The organism is Nocardia flavorosea NBRC 108225 (genome assembly GCF_001613385.1).
GTDB classification, from domain to species: domain Bacteria; phylum Actinomycetota; class Actinomycetes; order Mycobacteriales; family Mycobacteriaceae; genus Nocardia; species Nocardia flavorosea.
In genome coordinates, this window is the sequence record NZ_BDCG01000002.1 from 392,027 (window position 1) to 408,656 (window position 16,630).

Consider the following 16,630-nt stretch of genomic DNA (forward strand, 5'->3'; position numbering starts at 1 on the left):
ACTCCGATCGCAGTCCGCGGACGGCCACGATGCACCGGAGTGACCGGGGGCACCGTGGCGGTTCCGGACCGTGATCGGCGCGCGGCTAGGGTTCAGTGGATGAAAACCGAAAGATATTCCATCGCAGGTGTTCTCGCAGTCGCCGCGATAACCGCAGTGGCGCCCGCCGCGGCCGCGTTCCCCACCGGCTCCGCCGGTTTCGGTAACGGCCGGGAAGTGGTGATCATCGACAACACACTCGAGCTGAGCGATCTCGGTGCGTGCTGGGCCAGTGGCTTCCAGCGCGATATCCGCTTCGAGAACCGGAGCACGCGCGATTTCCGCGTGTACAACACCCCGGATTGCACCGGTGTACCCGTGGCCACGGTGCCCGCGGGCCACACCGCGACCCACTACGGCTGGTCGGCCTCGGCCCGGTAATCATTCGAGGCGCCCGGCAGCGAGCACCACTGCCGGGCCCCTCGGGTCGTGGCGGTTACGCAGGTGGCCGGCATCGTGACGCGATGACACCGGGTCTCGAACCAGTTGGCCGGCATTGCCGGAGTCAGTCGCAGACCGCCCCGTTCGACGCCGAACCGACCAGGCGTACATACTTTGCCAGCACTCCACGGGTGTAGCGCGACGGTAGCGGCGCCCAGCCGTCGCGGCGGCGAGTGAGCTCGACGGGCTCGACCAGCAGGTCGAGGGTTCCTGCCGCGACGTCGAGGCGGATACGGTCACCGTCGCGGACGAAGGCGATGGGGCCCGCGTCCACCGCTTCCGGCGCAACATGGCCCACGCAGAGGCCCGTGGTACCACCGGAGAACCGCCCGTCGGTCAGCAGCAGCACATCCTTGCCCAGTCCGGCGCCCTTGATGGCACCGGTGATCGCCAGCATCTCGCGCATACCCGGACCGCCCTTGGGGCCCTCGTAGCGGATGACCACCACATCGCCCGCGGTGATCGTCCCGTCGGCGAGGGCGTCCATGGCGGCTCGTTCCCGGTCGAAAACCCTTGCCGTGCCTTCGAAGACGTCGGAGTCGAAGCCCGCCGACTTCACCACGGCGCCACCGGGCGCCAGCGAACCGTGCAGGATGGTGATTCCGCCGGTGGGGTGGATCGGGGACGACAGCGCACGTACGACCTTCCCGTCCGGGTCCGGCGGCGCGATCTCGGCGAGATTCTCCGCGACCGTACGGCCCGTCACGGTCAGGCAGTCACCGTGCAACAGCCCGGCGTCCAGCAGGGTTTTCATCAGAACCGGTACGCCGCCCACACGGTCGATATCGGTCATCACATGCCGGCCGAACGGTTTGACATCGGCCAGATGCGGGACCCGCCGGCCGACGCGGGCGAAATCGTCCAGGCTCAACGCGACCCCGGCCTCGTGCGCGATCGCCAGGAGATGCAGTACCGCATTCGTAGAGCCGCCGAACGCCATCACCACCGCGATGGCGTTCTCGAACGCCTCCTTCGTGAGGATATCGGCGGTGGTGATCCCGCGACGGATCAGTTCGATCACCGCCGCCCCGCTGCGGCGGGCATAACCGTCGCGGCGGCGGTCGGTCGCCGGCGGCGCCGCGCTCCCCGGCAGCGACATGCCGAGCGCCTCGGCCGCGCTGGCCATCGTGTTCGCCGTGTACATCCCTCCGCAGGCGCCTTCCCCGGGGCAGATGGCGCGCTCGATGGCGTCCACGTCCGCCCGGCTCATCAACCCGCGCGCGCACGCGCCCACGGCCTCGAACGCGTCGATGATGGTCACCTCGCGTTCGCTGCCGTCGGACAGTTTCGCGATACCCGGCAGGATGGATCCGGCATAGAGGAACACACTGGCCAGGTTCAGCCGGGCGGCCGCCATCAACATGCCGGGCAGCGATTTATCGCAACCGGCCAGCAGCACCGAACCGTCGAGCCGTTCGGCCTGCATCACCGTCTCCACGCTGTCGGCGATGACCTCGCGGGAGACCAGTGAGAAATGCATCCCCTCGTGCCCCATCGAGATACCGTCGGACACCGAGATGGTGCCGAACTGCATCGGAAACCCGCCGGCCTCGAACACACCGTCCTTACAGCCGCCGGCCAGCCGGTCCAGCGACAGGTTGCACGGTGTGATCTCGTTCCACGAGGAGGCGACCCCGATCTGGGGTTTCCCCCAGTCGTTGTCGCCCATACCGACTGCGCGCAACATTCCGCGCGCGGCGGTTTTCTCCAGGCCGTCGGTCACATCGCGGCTGCGGGGTTTCATATCGGGGGTAGCGGGGGTAGCTGAATCATCGGACACGACACCATCGTCCTCTCCCTGTGGCCAGAACTTCGAGTCCCACGCCGGTCGGGTGGACGCGACCACGCCTCCTCCCGCCGGTTCGGCCACGGCCACGGCCACGGCCACGTCGGTGACGGTGCGTAATCGCTGTTCGCCGGGGTGTCAGCACGGAATCCGCGTCGGGCAGAGCCACGGTAGGGCCACGCCTGCGACCCGAGCCGTTCCCGGACGGCGCCGCCCTCTCGGGAGGCCGTCCCCCGGGCGGCGAGATGCGCCATTGTTCGATCTCGCCGCCGAGCGCGCCGGAAGCCGGCCTGTTGATGCCGGACCCAGTAGGTCGAGCGCGCCGGTGCTGCCCCGTCGAACGACTCGGTGCCGGCGAACGGCGGCATGGTCTCGATCAGCCGGAGCTACCACACCGCCGGCGGGGCGGCGGTGTGGTCACCGATCTCGCCAGACGTGTCCGGTGCACCCGAGCAGTACGTCATCCAGAGGCGGTGACTATGGCCCCGACGGCCGTCTGCTGCCGTCCCGCCTCCGAACGCCGGCCTGATCGCGAGGTCGTGACGCGGGAACGCACCGGCGTCACGACCTCGCCCCTCATCAGCCCACCTGTGTGGCGGGCAGGATCCGGGCCCGGACCTCCCCGAATCCGATCCGTGAGCCCTCGGGTCCGGGCGCGGTGGCGGCAATGGCGACCTCGTCGCCGTCTTGGAGGAAGGTCCGGGTCTCGCCGGCCACCTCGACGGGTTCCGCACCGCCCCAGGTGAGTTCGATGAATGCGCCGCGCTGGTCCGGCTCGGGTCCGGAGATCGTCCCGGACGCGAAGAGGTCACCCGTGCGCGCCGTCGCACCGTTGACGCTGGTGTGGGCCAGCATCTGCGCGGGCGACCAGTACATCTGGGCGTACGGCGGGCGGGAGACGATCTGCCCGTTCCATTCGACGGTGAGATCGATGTCGAGACCCCATTTCTCGGTACCGCGCAGGTAGGGCAGCGGCTCCGGGTCCTGTACCGGGGTGTCGACCCGGGCCGCCTCGAGCGCGGCCAGTGGTACCACCCACGGTGAGATCGAGGTCGCGAAGCTCTTGCCGAGGAACGGGCCCAGCGGGACATACTCCCACGCTTGGATATCGCGCGCCGACCAGTCGTTCACCACCACGGCGCCGAAGACGTGATCGGCGAACTCGTCCGGTGTGATCACCGTGCCGGGTGCGGATGGTACTCCGACAACGAAGCCCAGTTCGGCCTCGATATCGAGTCGACGCGACGGCCCGAAGGACGGCGCCGGCTCGGTGGGGGCTTTGCGCTGCCCGCACGGGCGGACGATATCGGTGCCGGACGGGATCACGGTACCGGCGCGGCCGTGGTAGCCGACCGGCAGATGTTTCCAGTTCGGCATGAGCGGCGCCGAATCCGGGCGGAACAGCCGGCCCAGGTTGGTGGCGTGGTGTTCGGAGGCATAGAAGTCGACGTAGTCGGCGACGGCGATGGGCAGGTGCATCATCACGTCCGCGACGTCGTGCACGGCGTCCGCGTCGATCTCGCCGCGGACGAGTTCGGTGATCCGGGCCCGGACCCGCGACCATTCCCGCGGGCCGCGGGCCATGAAATCGTTGAGGACCGGCCGGGCGAACACGTCGTCGTCGAGCGCGAGTGCGAGGTCGACGACCTTGTCCGCCACCCGCACACCGATCCGGGGCGCGGTACCCGGGGTGGAGAAGGAACCGTAGGGCAGATTGCCGATCCCGAACAGTGAATCGGCGGGTATGTCTATGACGGTCATGGTGCTGAACTTTCGGGGACGGGCCGCAGGGCGGCGGGAAGCAGATGCAGACCCACCAGCTCGGTCAACGGGTCGCCGATACTGCAGGTGCCGAAGGAGCGGAACGCTGCCCGCACGGCGGCGGTCTCGCCGTCGGTCAGTGCGGCCAGCTGCTGTGCGAGCGCGCGACCGTCCCGGTCGGCCAGTATGTCGGCGAGTTCGGCGGTATCGGCGCCGGCCAGCGCCAGGTGCGTCGCGAGCAGCAGGTTGAGGAATCCGTGCTGATCGAATCCGGTCGCGGGATCGGTATTGCGGACCGCATGATGCAGGCCCGCGGTCGCTTTGAACGGAGTGCCGGCGGTGACGGCCGATCGGATGGCGGCGGCGAGTTCCGGTGTGCCCGGGTAGGCCTCGGCGACCACCCCTCCGGTGCGGAATTTCGCCACATACGGCGAGTCCGCGAGCCGGTCGAAGAATTGCGGCCGGCGGCCGTCCCGGGGAACCTCGACCGAGACGGCGAGTTCCGGCCATCGCGGTTTTGCCGCCGGTAGCTCCGCGAAGAACTCCTCCGCCGATTGTCCTGGCCGGGCGGCGATTTCGACGCCCACGACGGTGACCCCGGCGATCTCGGACGCCCGGTCCAGGGCGGTGGCCACCGTGCCGGGGCCCTCGGGCGCGGTAAGGACCACCTCGATCGGTGCGGGGTGCGACGCGGCGAGTTCGGCGAGTCGGGGAATCGGGAAGATGAACGGACCGACCAATGCCGCGAAGGCACTGTCGCGGTAGCGGGCATGCGCGGTGAGCGCGGCCGGCAGCGGTGCGTTACCGGGTGGGAAGAGCGCCGCGTCGTCACACAGGCCGCGCAGCAGGGCGGGGATCATCCGACCGCCTTTCCCAGCCACGACCAGGCATAGTTCGGATCCTCGCAGGCCAGCGCGCCTTCCCCCAGTTCGAGCGGCGCGAAAGTATCGACCATAACCGCGGTCTCCTCGACGGACTCGAGGCCCAGGGAACGTTCCATACTGCCCGGTTGCGGGCCGTGGGCGTGGCCGCCGGGATGTACCGATACCGAACCCAGGCCGATCCCGGATCCCTTGCGCGCCTCATAGTTCCCGCCGCAGTAGAACATCACCTCGTCGGAGTCGACATTCGAGTGGTAGTAGGGCACCGGGACGGCCAGGGGATGGTAGTCGACCTTGCGGGGGACGAAATTGCACACCACGAACCCGTTGCCTTCGAACGTCTGGTGCACCGGCGGGGGCTGGTGCACGCGACCGGTGATGGGTTCGAAATCGTCGATGTTGAAGGTGTATGGGTACAAGCAACCGTCCCAGCCGACCACATCGAAGGGGTGCCGCGGGTACACCATGCGGGTGCCGACGATCCCACGGGATGTGCGGTGCTTGACCAGTACCTCGATATCCGTGCCGTCGGCGAGCAGTACCTCCGACGGCCCGTGCAGATCGCGTTCGCAGTACGGCGCGTTCTCCAGGAGCTGCCCGTATCGCGAGAGATAGCGTTTGGGCGGCGCGATATGGCTGCTCGATTCGATCGCGTACGCGCGCACCGGTTCGTCGCCGCGGGGGATCCAGCGATGGGTCGTGGACGTCGGGATCACCACGTAATCGCCGGGCCGCGCCTCCAGCGCTCCGAAAACCGTTTCGACCCGCGCCGCACCGGATTCCACGTAGACGACCTCGTCGCCGAGGGCATTGCGGTACAGCGGCGAGGTCTGCCGCGCGACCACATAGGAGATCCGCACATCGGCGTTGCCCAGCAGCAGTCGGCGTCCGGTCACGATATCGGTCTGCGACCAGCTCTCCTGCGGGAACAGCTCGTGCAGTTTCAGGTGCCGCGGCCGCAGCGGATGATTCGGTTCCGTGGTCTGGTCCGGCAACTCCCAGACGGTCGATCCGGAGATAGCCGACGGTATACCGCGGTGATAGAGGAGGGACGAATCGGAGGAGAATCCCTCCTCGCCCATCAGCTCCTCGTAGTACAGCCGGCCGCTGTCGTCGCGGTGCTGGGTGTGACGTTTCGGCGGAACATCGCCGAGCCGGCGGTAGTACGCCATGCCTGCCTCCTCGGGAAGTCGGGTGTGTGTCGATGACGGGCGCGGAATCAGTCCACCCGCAGGGCGATACCTTTGGTTTCCTTGATGAAGAAGACCGTCACCAGCGTGAGAAGCGCGCAGAACACGAAGTATCCGGCGGGTGCCAGCGAATTGCCGGTGAGGTCGATGAGGTAGGTCGCGACGAACGGTGCCGTACCGCCGAGCAGCATATTGGTGGTGTTGTTGCCCAGGGCCAGGCCGCTGTAGCGCACCGAGGCCTTGAGCATCTCCACATAGGTCACGTACGAGGCGCCGTTGACGACCGAGACGCAGATGAACAGCACCGACTGTCCGACCACGGCCTGCCATGCCCCTGACCCGGACATCAGCATGAACATCGGCACACCGAGGATCGCTGCGGCGGCGCTACCGCCGAACAGCACCGGTTTGCGGCCGTAGCGGTCGGCGAGATAGCCGGCGATCGGAAGGGTGATGACACCGAGTACCAGCGCGAGCGAGGTGGACAGGAACGCCAGCGTCGAGGAATGCCCGCCGGAAGTCTGCAGATAGGTGGCGGCGTACACCGAGGCGATGTAGTAGCCACCGGTGATCAGGGCACCGAGGAAGATGATTTTCACGACCGCGCCGCCGGAGGTGCTCAGCAACTCCATGATCGGCAGCTTCTTCGTCTCGCCCTTCTCCGAGAGCTTCTCGAACTGCGGGGTGTCCTCCATATGGTTGCGGATCCAGATGCCGACGACGCCGATCACCACACTGAGCAGGAACGGGATACGCCACGCCCAGGACAGGATGGTTTCCTCGTCGAAGAACGAGGTCAGGCCCAGCGCCACCAGTGAGGCCACGAGCGAGCCGAGGTAGGTGCCCGAATTGACCATCGAGGTCTGCGTCGCCCGCCAGCGCGGCGGCGCCGATTCGGAGACGAAGGCATTGGCGCCACCGAGTTCTCCGCCGGCGGCGAAACCCTGCACACACCGGGCCAGCACCAGGATGGCCGTGGCCCAGACGCCGAGCGTGACATAGGTGGGTAGCAGGCCCATGACGACGGTGGCGATCACCATCAGCAGGATGGTCCACGAGAGCGCGCTCTTGCGGCCGTAGCGGTCACCGATATGGCCGAAGAAGATACCGCCGGGGATCCGCAGGAAGAAGGCGACCGCGAAGGCCGCGAAGGTTCCCAGCATCGCGGCCGTATCGTTCTCCGAGACGAAGAACAGCGAGGCGATCACCGTCGCCATATAGCCGTAGATGCCGAAGTCGTAGTACTCGACGACGGTGCCGACGACCGCCGCGCGGACCACTTTCACCGGCGACTGCGCCTTGGCCGGGCCGGTGCCGGCGGCCGTTTCGGAGCGGTGCGCTGCTTCGGGCATCAGCTCGTTTCCCAACATGTCATCGTCCTTGTGCGTTCGAGAGGGTGCGCGACGCGAGCGCCGCGCTGCGGCCGGCGATCCGGCCCATGGTGAGCGCGTTGGCGACCGCGTTGCCGCCGCCGACGTAGCGCTGTCCGAGGACCCCGCCGCCGGCCTCACCGGCGGCGAAGAGTCCGGTCACCGGTGCACCGGTGGTATCGAGTACGGCGGCGCGTGCGTCGATCTCGAGGCCGGTGTGGGTGCAGACCAGTTCCGCGGGCAGGATCCTGGCCGCGTAGAAAGGTCCTGTTTCGATCGGGTCCAGCGGCTCGGTGACACCTTTCGCGGCCAGTGAGACGTGCCGACGGAATTCGGTGTCCTGACCCGCGGGCAATTCGGCGTTCCACCGATCGATACTCGTGCGCAGGGCAGCGGCCGGGACTCCGATGGCTGCCGCCAGCTCGTCCCAGCTGCCGGCCCGCACCGTACGTCCGGCCGCGGCCTCCTCGGCCACCCGTTCGGCGGTCCAGTCGGTGTATCCGGGGGCGAGTCCGGTCCGGGCCTTCTCGTCGAAGATCATCCAGCCGTAGCCACCGTGCTGGTCCAGGATTCCGGTGGAAACCGCGTAGGACGCGTCCTCGTCCATGAAACGCCTGCCCTGCGGGTTCACATGGATACGCGAGGCGGGCGGGAATCCGGACTGCCAGTGGTGGTAGCGCTGGAAGTACACGGTCGGCATGAGCAGGCCCCAGCCGTGGCCGGTCAGCGACGCGCCGGCGGCTTCGGCGAAGCGCAGGTGGTCGCCCCGGCTGCCCGGTGCGGCGACGACGAACAGGGATTCGCCCGCTTCCCGCGCGTCCGGGAAGTAGCGGTCGACGAACCCGGGATCCTGGGCGAAACCTCCGGAGGCGACGACGACAGCTTCCGCAGGCATATCGATTCCGTCGGCGACGACTCCTGCCACCCGTCCTTCCTGGACCAGCAGTCTCTCCACCCGCGTGCCCAGCACCACTTCGACCCCGTGCGCGCGGGCGGCCCCGGCGAGGACTTGGACGAGACCGTAGCCCTGGTCTTTCGGTACGTGCCCGCGCCACACGTCCTCCACTCCCGCGCGGGTCAGGCCCGGCTGGTGTGCGTTACCGGAAACGGCTGCCGGAACCTCGAGTCCGAGGCCGATGAGCCATTCGAGTGTCGGTCCGGCATTCTCGCAGAAGGCGTGGATCAGTCCCGGGCGCAACACCCATTGGTTGAGGTCCATGTAGTGCTGGAAGAACTTGTCCGGCGAATCCTCGATCCCGAGGGCGCGCTGCACGCTGGTTCCCGCCGCGGTGAACAGTCCCGCGGACAGTTGGGTGGAGCCGCCGAGTTCCCGTTCGGATTCGAACAGCAGCACCGAGGCGCCGTCTTCGGCCGCCGAGACCGCGGCCGCCAGACCGGCCCCTCCCCCGCCGATCACGATCACATCGAATTCGTCGTCCATCACAGGCTCCCGTCGGTTTCGGCGACGATGCGGTGGTACAGGCCGTTGGACACCAGTCCACCGTCGACGGTGACCTCGCTGCCGGTCATATAGCTCGACCGGCTCGACAGCAGATGCAGTACGGCGTCGGTGATCTCCTCGGGTGCGCCCATCCGCCCCATCGGAATGGACCGCAGAGACGATTCCACGAACCCACCCGAACCGGTGACCAGGGCGGTCCCGACCAGACCCGGATGGACCGAGTTGACCCGGATACCCCATTTCGCCAGGCCGCCGGCCGCCGATTTCGACAGCCCGGTCAGCCCCCATTTGCTGGCCGAGTACGCCGGGGAGAAGTAGCCGATCTGCCCGGTGATCGAGGAGATGTTGACGATGGATCCGCCGCCGGAATCCCGCATGAGCGGCGCCACCGCCTGCATCCCGTAAAAGGGGCCGGACAGGTTGATCCGCAGCGTTTTCTCCCAGATCTCGTCCGGGGTGTCGGTGAATTCCAGCCGCCGCGAGATACCGGCATTGTTGACCAGGCCACCGAGTTCCCCGCGCTGCGTGCGGATCTCGTCGACGACCCGGTCCCAGGCGGATCGGTCGGCGACATCGAGCAGATGAGCGCTGGCCGAACCACCGGCCGCGGTGATCTCGGCGACCAGTTCGGCGGTGTCGGTGATATCCGCGGCACAGACATGGGTGCCGAGTGCGCCGAGCGCCCGCGCATGGGCCGCGCCCATACCGGCCGCGGCGCCGGTCACCAGGACGACTCCGGGGTACTCCGGACGGTCAGACATGGCGCGAGCCTCCATCGACGGCGATGCTGTGCCCGGTGATGTAGCGGGCGCTGTCGGACAGCAGGAACAGCAGCGGTCCGAAAACTTCCTCCGGCGACCCGAGCCGGTGCAGCGGGACCACCTCGAGGGCGTGCGCGAGCGCGGCGGGATCGTCCTGGACCCAGCGGGTCATGGCGGTATCGATGTAGCCGGGAGCGATGGAATTCACCCGGATCCCTTTGTCACCGAATTCGACTGCCAGTGATTCGGTCAGATGCGCGACCGCGGCCTTGGAGGTGCAGTAAGCGCCCCGGCCCTTCCGCACCCGCAGGGCGGAGACCGACGACATGTTCACGATCGCGCCGCCGGGCCGTATATGCCGCGCCGCGGCCTGCGCGCCGTACAGCACGCCCTCGACGTTCACCCGCAGGGTCGCGCCGATCTGCTCGGGCGAGATGTCCTCGGCCGGGGCGAACGGGAAGATGCCGGCGTTGTTGATCCAGAAATCGATCCGCTCGAATTCGGCGACGGCACGCCGGGCGAGTTCCTCGTGGTCGGCGGGCGCGGTGACATCGGCGCGCATACCGACGACCCGGCCGGGTGATACGTCCGAGCCGTTCCCGGCGAGTTCGGCATTGATCCGTTCCGCGGTGGTGACGACCTGATCCTCGTTGATATCCGCGGCCACCACCGACACTCCGCGCGCGGCCAGGCCCGCCGCGAATACCGCACCCATCCCCTGGGCCGCACCGGTGACAACGGCGACCTTGCCCGCCATTTCCGGGTACTGCGCGGTCATCGGGGCCGCGTCGGTGCGGCCCGGATTGTCCCGGTCCGTGGTGGTGCTCATTTCTGGTCCTTCCTGAGATGAAAAATGGGAGAAAGTCGAGGTGACCGGGTTATGCCGGAGGTGTGTCGTCGCGCGAAACGCGGCGACGGGTGATCGCCCAGCCATCGTCGGTGCGCTGGAGGCGGTCCTCGAAAGTGGTCATCCGTACCAGGAGCGAGCGGCCGCCGCGGGGGGTGGCGATTATCTGCAGATAGGCACCGGCCTCGAGCGTCGAGTCGTCGAGCTGCCGGATCGCTATATTCGTGACCACGTGCCGATGGATCTCGTCCGCCGCCTGCGCCGCCTCGTAGAAGCCGCGGGCGAAGTCGGTGAGCGCAGCCCGGCCTGCCACCGGTCCGGGATAGCTCGGCGAATGGAATTCCCCGGCCATGGTGAACGTGGCCGCCCAGTCGGCGGCGCGGCCGTTGTCTATGTAGTGGCTCTGGAAGCCGTACAGCTGGTGGACCGCGGCCACCGTGGCCGGATCGGGCAGACCTCCGGGCGACACCGTGTTCATCGACATTCTCCTCGGGTGATCGCTGATCGGCCGGCTTGCCCCCACCCTCCGGCCGTGCGATAATCGCACACACTGTGCGATATGCATGAAGGCTAAGTGTCCGCCCTCACAGAAGTCAAGAAGGACGAGATGAACCACAGCACGGCACCGGCCGGCGAGCACACGCTCGCGGTCGAGCTGGACTCCGGAATGTCGAAAACGCTGCACCATGGAGTGGCGATCCTCGAGGTGCTGGCCCGTCATCCGCACGGGCTTTCGACCAGCGATCTCGCCGACGCGGTCGGCGTGCACCGGACGGTCGCGCACCGGCTGGTCCGCACCCTCGAAGCCCACCGCCTGTGCCGCCGTGACGACACCAAACGGGTCACGCTCGGCACAGGCCTGGTCACCCTGGCCGAGCCGGTGGAACAAGATCTGCGGACCGTGGCCCGGCCGGTGATGGAGGATCTCGCCGAACGTACGCGTGCCACTGTCCACCTCGTTCTCCGCGAAAGCGCGTCCGAGGTGCGCGCGCTGGTGGTGGTGGAGCCGCGCAATGCCGAGGTGCATGTGGCGTTCCGGCCGGGCCAGGTGCACGCCCTCGACCGGGGATCGGCCGGTTTGGCGATGCTGGCCGCCCTGCCACCGGTCCCCGGCGAACGCCCGGAAGTGGAGACGGCCCGGGAGCGGGGTTACGCGGTCACCCGCGGCGAGGTCGTCTCCACGGTGTACGGCATCTCGGCCCTCATCCCCCGGCGCCGCGGCGCACCGCTGTCGTCGATCGGAATCTCGGTATTCGAAATCGACGACGAACGCGCGCTCGCCACCGCGGTTGCCGAGGCCGCCCGGCAACTGGGCACACTCCTGCACTGACACAGCAGACGTCGCCTGCGGTGGACGACTCGGCGAAACCGATTGGCCCGCCCGGCGTCGATGGGCGACGATACCGGCCATGATCCTGCTCGTACCCGCCGATTCGCTCCGTCCCCGCCGCCCCGACGACCATTTCGCCGCCGAGGCCCAGGCCGCGCGTGCCCTCGGGATCGACGTGGCTCTGGTCGATCACGACCGGATCACCCGGCCGGGCGGCGCCGAGGAGGCGGTGCGGCGAGTGCATGCCGAAGGGATTGCCGTATACCGGGGCTGGATGGTGCGCAGCGAGCGGTACGCCGAATTCGCGGATGCGCTGCGCCGCCGGAACATCGTCCTGCGCACCACGCCGGACCAATACCGGCGGGCGCACGAACTGCCCGGCTGGTACGCCGAACTCAGCGACCTCACACCGCGGTCGGTATGGACAACCGGCACCGCACGGGCGGAGTTCGACCGGGCACGGCAACGTCTGGGCGCGGGCCCCGCTGTACTGCGTGATTACACGAAGTCGATGAAGCACTATTGGAACGATGCCGCCTTCATGCCCGAGACAGGTGACGATGCGGCCGCCTGGCGGGTGGCGAGCCGGTTCCGGGAATTGCGTGGTGTGGATTTGACCGGCGGTTTCGTTCTGCGCGCTTACGAGCCGTTCATATCCGCCGAGATACGGACCTGGTGGATCGGTGGCAGCTGCCACCTCATCGGCCCCCATCCCGACAGTCCGGAGGAGACGCCTTCCCCGGGCTTCGAAGCCGCTATCGCGCAACAGCCGATCCGCGATCTAGGGCTGCCCTTCGTCACAGCGGATTTCGCGCTGCGTGCCGACGGCACCTGGCGACTGATCGAACTCGGCGACGGTCAGGTCAGCGACCGGCCACGCACAATCCCGCCGGAAACTCTCGTCGGGGCCCTGCGCGACGAGTTCGCCCCGGCAGGTCCGGGCAGCGCTGCGCCGGGCAACGAGTGACCGGGCACGTTCCGGAAATGCGGGCCGACGGGGGGCACGGGTCGGCTGGACTCGTCCTGCGGGCATGGTCGACGATGTAGCAATGTCACTCAGTTCGCACGAGGCCGATCTCTTCGAAGGGTTGCGGGGACGGTTCGAGGCGATCGCCTACCGGCTGCTGGGCTCGGCCGGGGATGCCGAGGATGCGGTGCAGGAGACCTTTCTGCGCTGGCATGCGGCGGACCGGGAACGGATCGAAACCCCCGAGGCATGGCTGACGAAGGTGCTGACGAACCTCTGTCTCAATCAGTTGACCTCGGCGCGGTCCAGGCGGGAAACCTATGTGGGGCAGTGGCTTCCGGAACCGGCCTTGTGCGGTGACCCGATACTCGGCCCCGCCGATACGGTCGAGCAACGTGAATCGGTGTCCCTCGCGATGCTCACCCTGCTGGAACGGCTGTCACCGAAAGAACGAGCAGTGTATGTGCTGCGGGAGGCATTCGAGTATCAGCATCGGGAGATCGCTGACATGCTCGACCTCAGCGAGGCGAACTCCCAGCAGATCTACCGGCGCGCGAAACAGCATGTGACCACCGAGCGGTCCCGTACTTCCGTCGACTCGGCGACCGCGCGGGACATCGTCCGGGAATTCCTGACCGCGGCCCTCAGCGGCGATACCGAACCACTGATCCGGTTGCTCACCGGCGACGCGATCAGCATCGCCGACGGTGGCGGCCGAGTTCCGGCACGTAGAGGCCCTGTGTTCGGCGGCTTCGCCATCGCCCGCTACCTCAGCGGTTTGTTCCACCCGACCGCTGCCAAGCGGGCATTCATCGGCGGCCGGCCGGCCTTCTACAGCGTCACCGTCAACGATGGTCCGGCACTGCTGGTCGAGGTGGACGGACAGATCCTCGGTGTCTTCTGCCTCGAGTCCGCCTCCGACGGTATCCGGACGATCCGAGTCCAGGTCAACCCGGACAAACTGGGTCGTGTGCGTCGCCAGTGGGCCGCGACGGCACCACATCTGCCCCTCCCGGTGGAGTGGTGACCCGTCCTGGCCGAGGGCACGCGCGAAGCCGCCGTGGTCATCCCATGTGCCGGTCCGGGAACCGGACCACGCCGACCCGCAGGGAGTCGAGTTTCTCCGCTTCCGGTGATCCGGCCGCAGCCGTGTAGACGACAACTTTCAGGTCGACGCCCGGGACCTCCAGTACGTGGGTACCGGATTGACCCGCAATGCCGATCCGGTATCCGGTTCGCCATGCGTTACCTCCTGCCGATCATGACGATGCCCCCGCTCGCCGGCGGCCGCGCAACCGCCGGGCACCACCTCGCCGATATTTCGTCAGGACGCATTACGTCCACCACCGGTAGCTATATCGACCGCGACCGTCCGGCCCGTTCGTCCGGCGAATTTTACGCCCCCGACCGTGAGCGGGAACTGTGGACGGTGGCCGAGGAACTCTGCGGATTCCGATAGCCCGATCGACGTTCGACCTGTCCCGCCGCGGCGGGTCACGGGTACGGCAATACCTGCCCGCCGCGCTGGTGCAGTAGGACCGACATGGACGCGATCTCCTGCTGCTGTCCGTTGACCATCGACAGGGCGCGGATCCGGACGGCGGGCGCGGCGCTGCTCTCCGCGGCCGCCGCCATGTCGATACCGCCCTGATGGTGGCGGATCATCAACTGTAGAAACAGGAGCTCGCGGTCACGCCCGGCGGCGTTGTACAGGCGGGTGAGTTCCTCGTTGGACGCCATCCCGGGCATTTCCGCGCCGGTGCCGTGGTGATCGTGCGTATCGGCGGGCGCCGGCGGGGCGCCGACGAGTTCGAGCCAACCGGTCAGGGTGCCGATTTCGCGCCATTGGGACACACGGATCTGTTCGGCGGCGGCCCGCACATCGCGGGCGACGCCGAGGCCGAGCATATCCACCATGGTCAGCGCCTGCTGGTGGTGCGCCGACATCTGCTGGGCGAACGCGATATCGGCGTCGGCGAGCAGCGACTGCTCGGTCTCGCCGCCCCCGCGCGCGAACCAGCCCAGCAGCGCCCCGGCCACCACGCACACGACGGCCATCACGGCCGAGCTTCGCCACGTCCGGCGCTCCGTTGCCGTGCTCATCGCGGCGGGTAGACCGCGGGATCGAGCTGCAATGCCATGAACCCGTTGTCCATACAGGCCACGAACAGCTTGTCGCCGTGGAACTCCGGTGGTGACAGGCACCAGTCGGCGGACAGATCCCCGCCCAGCAGCTTGCTCTGGTCGTTGACGACTCCGGTGAGCCCGGTCTGTCCCTGGATCACCGCCCGGGCCAGTGCGATCGTGCCGATGACGGGAGGTCCGGCGATGGACCCGAGGGTGGCGTGCAGCGAATTCGGGAGCTGCAGGTGTTTACCGGTCTGTGCGGGCGGGTTGAAGTACGCGATCTCCTTGAAGTGGTCGGGATCGCTCACGTCGAAAACCCGGATACCGGACTGGATCCAGCCGCAGGCCATCGCCCGCGGATTGTCCGGACGGTCGACGGTGCAGTAGTGCGCGTCGTAGGCGAACGCACCGTTACCGGATGCGCTCGACGCCCAGCGGTCCGCGTGCTCCGGCAGGTTGATCGCCAGTTTGGCGCTGGTCCGCCATCTGGGGTGCGCGCGATCGGCGATATCGAACAGTTTCACGCCGCCCGAGCCGCCTTCGTCGACCGTGAAGATATGCGGTGTGCCGTCGTAGGTGACGTACACGCTGTGCTGGTTGAGCTGACCATCGGTCCAGAATTTCTGCCCGATATGCGGGAGCGGATGACCGATCACGGTGCGCGGTGCCCGGTTCTGCACGGCCGAGACATCGATGATCGTCAGCCCGCCAAGATTCGCCAGGTACATGGTGTTGCCGTCCGGGGTGAAACCCATACCGTGCGCTTCGACACCGGTGAGCCCGCCCCACACCACCATCGGGCGGGCAGGGTCGGTGATATCGATGGCGCTCACCCAGCCCGGTGCGATACCGGAGGCCCAGTAGGTGTTGCCATCCGGGGAGAAATCGCCTTCGTGTGTGGTGATCGGCAGCGGCATGTTCAGCAGCGACCCGGTGGTGGTGTTGAGCAGCCGGGGATGCGCGCAGTCCTGGGAGATATCGTAGATCGAGATATAGCCCGCACCCTCGATCACGCCGACGCCGGTGCCGACGAGCAGGCCGCGGTCTTCGTGAACTTTCAGCGATTCCCAGGTGCCGCCGACCATTGCCGGTTCTTTCAGCACCGCGGTACGGACCGGGTTCGCGGGATCACTGGCATCCACCACCTGAACACCCGCGTCAGGGGTGAGCAGGTTGGTCGGGAAAGTCGAGGCGATGTAGGCACAGTTCTTGTACGTGGGACTGACCGGCCCGGCACCTTGCCCCTGATACTGGCCGATGAGATCGATATTGCAGTTGTATCCCTCCCGGCTGCGCCCGGATCTGCGGTCCTCGAGCGGAACCTCGCCCTGCAGCCCGGTTTCCACCCGGTCGCCGGGGCGGCAGTTCGAGGGATCCACCGCGGTGGGCCACACGCCGGTGACTTCGTCGAAACCGGGTGGTGGCGCGGCAGTTCCGACTGCCGAACCACCGATCAGCAGCGTCACCGCCGCCAGCACGGCCCCGGCGCGCGCGGCAGTGGAACCCCACCCGCGTCTCCGGCGGAACTCGACACCGTTGTCTCGTCCTCGGATCATTGTTCTCCTCTTCCTGCGCGCCGTAGTGGCGCAACGGACGTACCCCGCCCGTTCCGCTCTCCGGTTGTTCAGCCGGGAGCGGTGGCCCCTTCGCCGTCCGGGTCAGTGTCGC

The 16,630-nt window shown here is 67.8% G+C and carries 16 protein-coding genes; 5 read left to right on the top strand and 11 right to left on the bottom strand.

Annotated elements, in window-relative coordinates:
* Positions 1-99: 99 nt before the first annotated feature.
* Positions 100-420: a hypothetical protein gene (locus NFL01S_RS01920; protein WP_062970779.1), complete on the top strand. Its 321-nt coding sequence runs from the start codon at positions 100-102 to the stop codon at positions 418-420.
* 124 nt (positions 421-544) lie between these two features.
* Here the strand turns inward: NFL01S_RS01920 and ilvD are convergent, their stop codons facing one another.
* From ilvD to NFL01S_RS01965, 9 genes are all read right to left on the bottom strand, one after another.
* Positions 545-2,224 (bottom strand): dihydroxy-acid dehydratase, encoded by a 1,680-nt coding sequence (ilvD, locus tag NFL01S_RS01925; RefSeq protein WP_157116216.1) that lies wholly within the window; start codon positions 2,222-2,224, stop codon positions 545-547.
* 621 nt (positions 2,225-2,845) lie between these two features.
* A complete protein-coding gene (gene fahA / locus NFL01S_RS01930; RefSeq protein WP_062970780.1) occupies positions 2,846-4,027 on the bottom strand; it encodes a fumarylacetoacetase in 1,182 nt (393 codons plus the stop codon).
* Positions 4,024-4,887, bottom strand: a complete 864-nt coding sequence (locus tag NFL01S_RS01935; RefSeq protein WP_062970782.1) for a hypothetical protein — start codon at positions 4,885-4,887, stop codon at positions 4,024-4,026. Before NFL01S_RS01935 ends, fahA begins: the two co-directional genes overlap by 4 nt.
* Positions 4,884-6,080, bottom strand: coding sequence for a homogentisate 1,2-dioxygenase (locus NFL01S_RS01940; RefSeq protein WP_062970784.1), 1,197 nt, complete (start codon positions 6,078-6,080; stop codon positions 4,884-4,886). The genes NFL01S_RS01935 and NFL01S_RS01940 overlap by 4 nt, the downstream gene beginning before the upstream one ends.
* Positions 6,081-6,127: 47 nt before the next feature.
* On the bottom strand, positions 6,128-7,450 hold the full coding sequence (locus tag NFL01S_RS01945) for an MFS transporter (RefSeq protein WP_062971314.1): 1,323 nt from the start codon (positions 7,448-7,450) through the stop codon (positions 6,128-6,130).
* A 19-nt stretch (positions 7,451-7,469) separates the two neighbouring features.
* Entirely contained in the window at positions 7,470-8,909 is a 1,440-nt protein-coding gene (locus tag NFL01S_RS01950) for an FAD-dependent oxidoreductase (RefSeq protein WP_174555624.1), read from the bottom strand.
* Complete coding sequence (locus NFL01S_RS01955) at positions 8,909-9,691, bottom strand: SDR family NAD(P)-dependent oxidoreductase (RefSeq protein WP_084492326.1); 783 nt, start codon at positions 9,689-9,691, stop codon at positions 8,909-8,911. Before NFL01S_RS01955 ends, NFL01S_RS01950 begins: the two co-directional genes overlap by 1 nt.
* The gene (locus tag NFL01S_RS01960) at positions 9,684-10,520 is read right to left on the bottom strand and encodes an SDR family NAD(P)-dependent oxidoreductase (protein WP_062970790.1); all 837 of its coding nucleotides are present in this window, start codon (positions 10,518-10,520) and stop codon (positions 9,684-9,686) included. The genes NFL01S_RS01955 and NFL01S_RS01960 overlap by 8 nt, the downstream gene beginning before the upstream one ends.
* 49 nt (positions 10,521-10,569) lie before the next feature.
* The gene (locus NFL01S_RS01965) at positions 10,570-11,016 is read right to left on the bottom strand and encodes a nuclear transport factor 2 family protein (protein WP_371851751.1); all 447 of its coding nucleotides are present in this window, start codon (positions 11,014-11,016) and stop codon (positions 10,570-10,572) included.
* 189 nt (positions 11,017-11,205) lie between these two features.
* Here NFL01S_RS01965 and NFL01S_RS01970 point away from each other — a divergent pair, with 189 nt between their 5' ends.
* The 4 genes from NFL01S_RS01970 to NFL01S_RS01985 all read left to right on the top strand — a co-directional run bounded on the left by NFL01S_RS01970 (position 11,206) and on the right by NFL01S_RS01985 (position 14,294).
* Positions 11,206-11,868: an IclR family transcriptional regulator gene (locus NFL01S_RS01970; RefSeq protein ID WP_157116218.1), complete on the top strand. Its 663-nt coding sequence runs from the start codon at positions 11,206-11,208 to the stop codon at positions 11,866-11,868.
* Positions 11,869-11,947: 79 nt separating this feature from the next.
* Positions 11,948-12,835, top strand: a complete 888-nt coding sequence (locus NFL01S_RS01975) for an ATP-grasp domain-containing protein (protein WP_062970794.1) — start codon at positions 11,948-11,950, stop codon at positions 12,833-12,835.
* A gap of 82 nt (positions 12,836-12,917) precedes the next feature.
* On the top strand, positions 12,918-13,862 hold the full coding sequence (gene sigJ / locus NFL01S_RS01980; RefSeq protein ID WP_062971318.1) for an RNA polymerase sigma factor SigJ: 945 nt from the start codon (positions 12,918-12,920) through the stop codon (positions 13,860-13,862).
* 234 nt (positions 13,863-14,096) lie between these two features.
* Complete coding sequence (locus tag NFL01S_RS01985; protein WP_157116155.1) at positions 14,097-14,294, top strand: hypothetical protein; 198 nt, start codon at positions 14,097-14,099, stop codon at positions 14,292-14,294.
* A 35-nt stretch (positions 14,295-14,329) separates the two neighbouring features.
* Here NFL01S_RS01985 and NFL01S_RS01990 read toward each other — a convergent pair whose 3' ends face one another.
* Positions 14,330-14,938, bottom strand: coding sequence for a DUF305 domain-containing protein (locus NFL01S_RS01990; protein WP_063915794.1), 609 nt, complete (start codon positions 14,936-14,938; stop codon positions 14,330-14,332).
* Positions 14,935-16,518, bottom strand: a complete 1,584-nt coding sequence (locus NFL01S_RS01995) for an LVIVD repeat-containing protein (protein ID WP_157116157.1) — start codon at positions 16,516-16,518, stop codon at positions 14,935-14,937. Before NFL01S_RS01995 ends, NFL01S_RS01990 begins: the two co-directional genes overlap by 4 nt.
* Positions 16,519-16,630 lie beyond the last annotated feature (112 nt).

What these genes read in the sequence shown, in the direction of transcription:
- NFL01S_RS01975 (WP_062970794.1), top strand. Translation starts at nt 11,948, where the DNA reads ATGATCCTGCTCGTACCCGCCGATTCGCTCCGTCCCCGCCGCCCCGAC.
- ilvD (WP_157116216.1), bottom strand. Translation starts at nt 2,224, where the DNA reads ATGAAACCCCGCAGCCGCGATGTGACCGACGGCCTGGAGAAAACCGCC.
- NFL01S_RS01960 (WP_062970790.1), bottom strand. Translation starts at nt 10,520, where the DNA reads ATGAGCACCACCACGGACCGGGACAATCCGGGCCGCACCGACGCGGCC.
- NFL01S_RS01950 (WP_174555624.1), bottom strand. Translation starts at nt 8,909, where the DNA reads ATGGACGACGAATTCGATGTGATCGTGATCGGCGGGGGAGGGGCCGGT.
- NFL01S_RS01970 (WP_157116218.1), top strand. Translation starts at nt 11,206, where the DNA reads ATGTCGAAAACGCTGCACCATGGAGTGGCGATCCTCGAGGTGCTGGCC.
- NFL01S_RS01990 (WP_063915794.1), bottom strand. Translation starts at nt 14,938, where the DNA reads ATGAGCACGGCAACGGAGCGCCGGACGTGGCGAAGCTCGGCCGTGATG.
- NFL01S_RS01965 (WP_371851751.1), bottom strand. Translation starts at nt 11,016, where the DNA reads ATGAACACGGTGTCGCCCGGAGGTCTGCCCGATCCGGCCACGGTGGCC.
- NFL01S_RS01935 (WP_062970782.1), bottom strand. Translation starts at nt 4,887, where the DNA reads ATGATCCCCGCCCTGCTGCGCGGCCTGTGTGACGACGCGGCGCTCTTC.
- NFL01S_RS01920 (WP_062970779.1), top strand. Translation starts at nt 100, where the DNA reads ATGAAAACCGAAAGATATTCCATCGCAGGTGTTCTCGCAGTCGCCGCG.
- NFL01S_RS01940 (WP_062970784.1), bottom strand. Translation starts at nt 6,080, where the DNA reads ATGGCGTACTACCGCCGGCTCGGCGATGTTCCGCCGAAACGTCACACC.
- NFL01S_RS01995 (WP_157116157.1), bottom strand. Translation starts at nt 16,518, where the DNA reads ATGATCCGAGGACGAGACAACGGTGTCGAGTTCCGCCGGAGACGCGGG.
- NFL01S_RS01955 (WP_084492326.1), bottom strand. Translation starts at nt 9,691, where the DNA reads ATGTCTGACCGTCCGGAGTACCCCGGAGTCGTCCTGGTGACCGGCGCC.
- fahA (WP_062970780.1), bottom strand. Translation starts at nt 4,027, where the DNA reads ATGACCGTCATAGACATACCCGCCGATTCACTGTTCGGGATCGGCAAT.
- NFL01S_RS01945 (WP_062971314.1), bottom strand. Translation starts at nt 7,450, where the DNA reads ATGCCCGAAGCAGCGCACCGCTCCGAAACGGCCGCCGGCACCGGCCCG.
- sigJ (WP_062971318.1), top strand. Translation starts at nt 12,918, where the DNA reads ATGTCACTCAGTTCGCACGAGGCCGATCTCTTCGAAGGGTTGCGGGGA.
- NFL01S_RS01985 (WP_157116155.1), top strand. Translation starts at nt 14,097, where the DNA reads ATGACGATGCCCCCGCTCGCCGGCGGCCGCGCAACCGCCGGGCACCAC.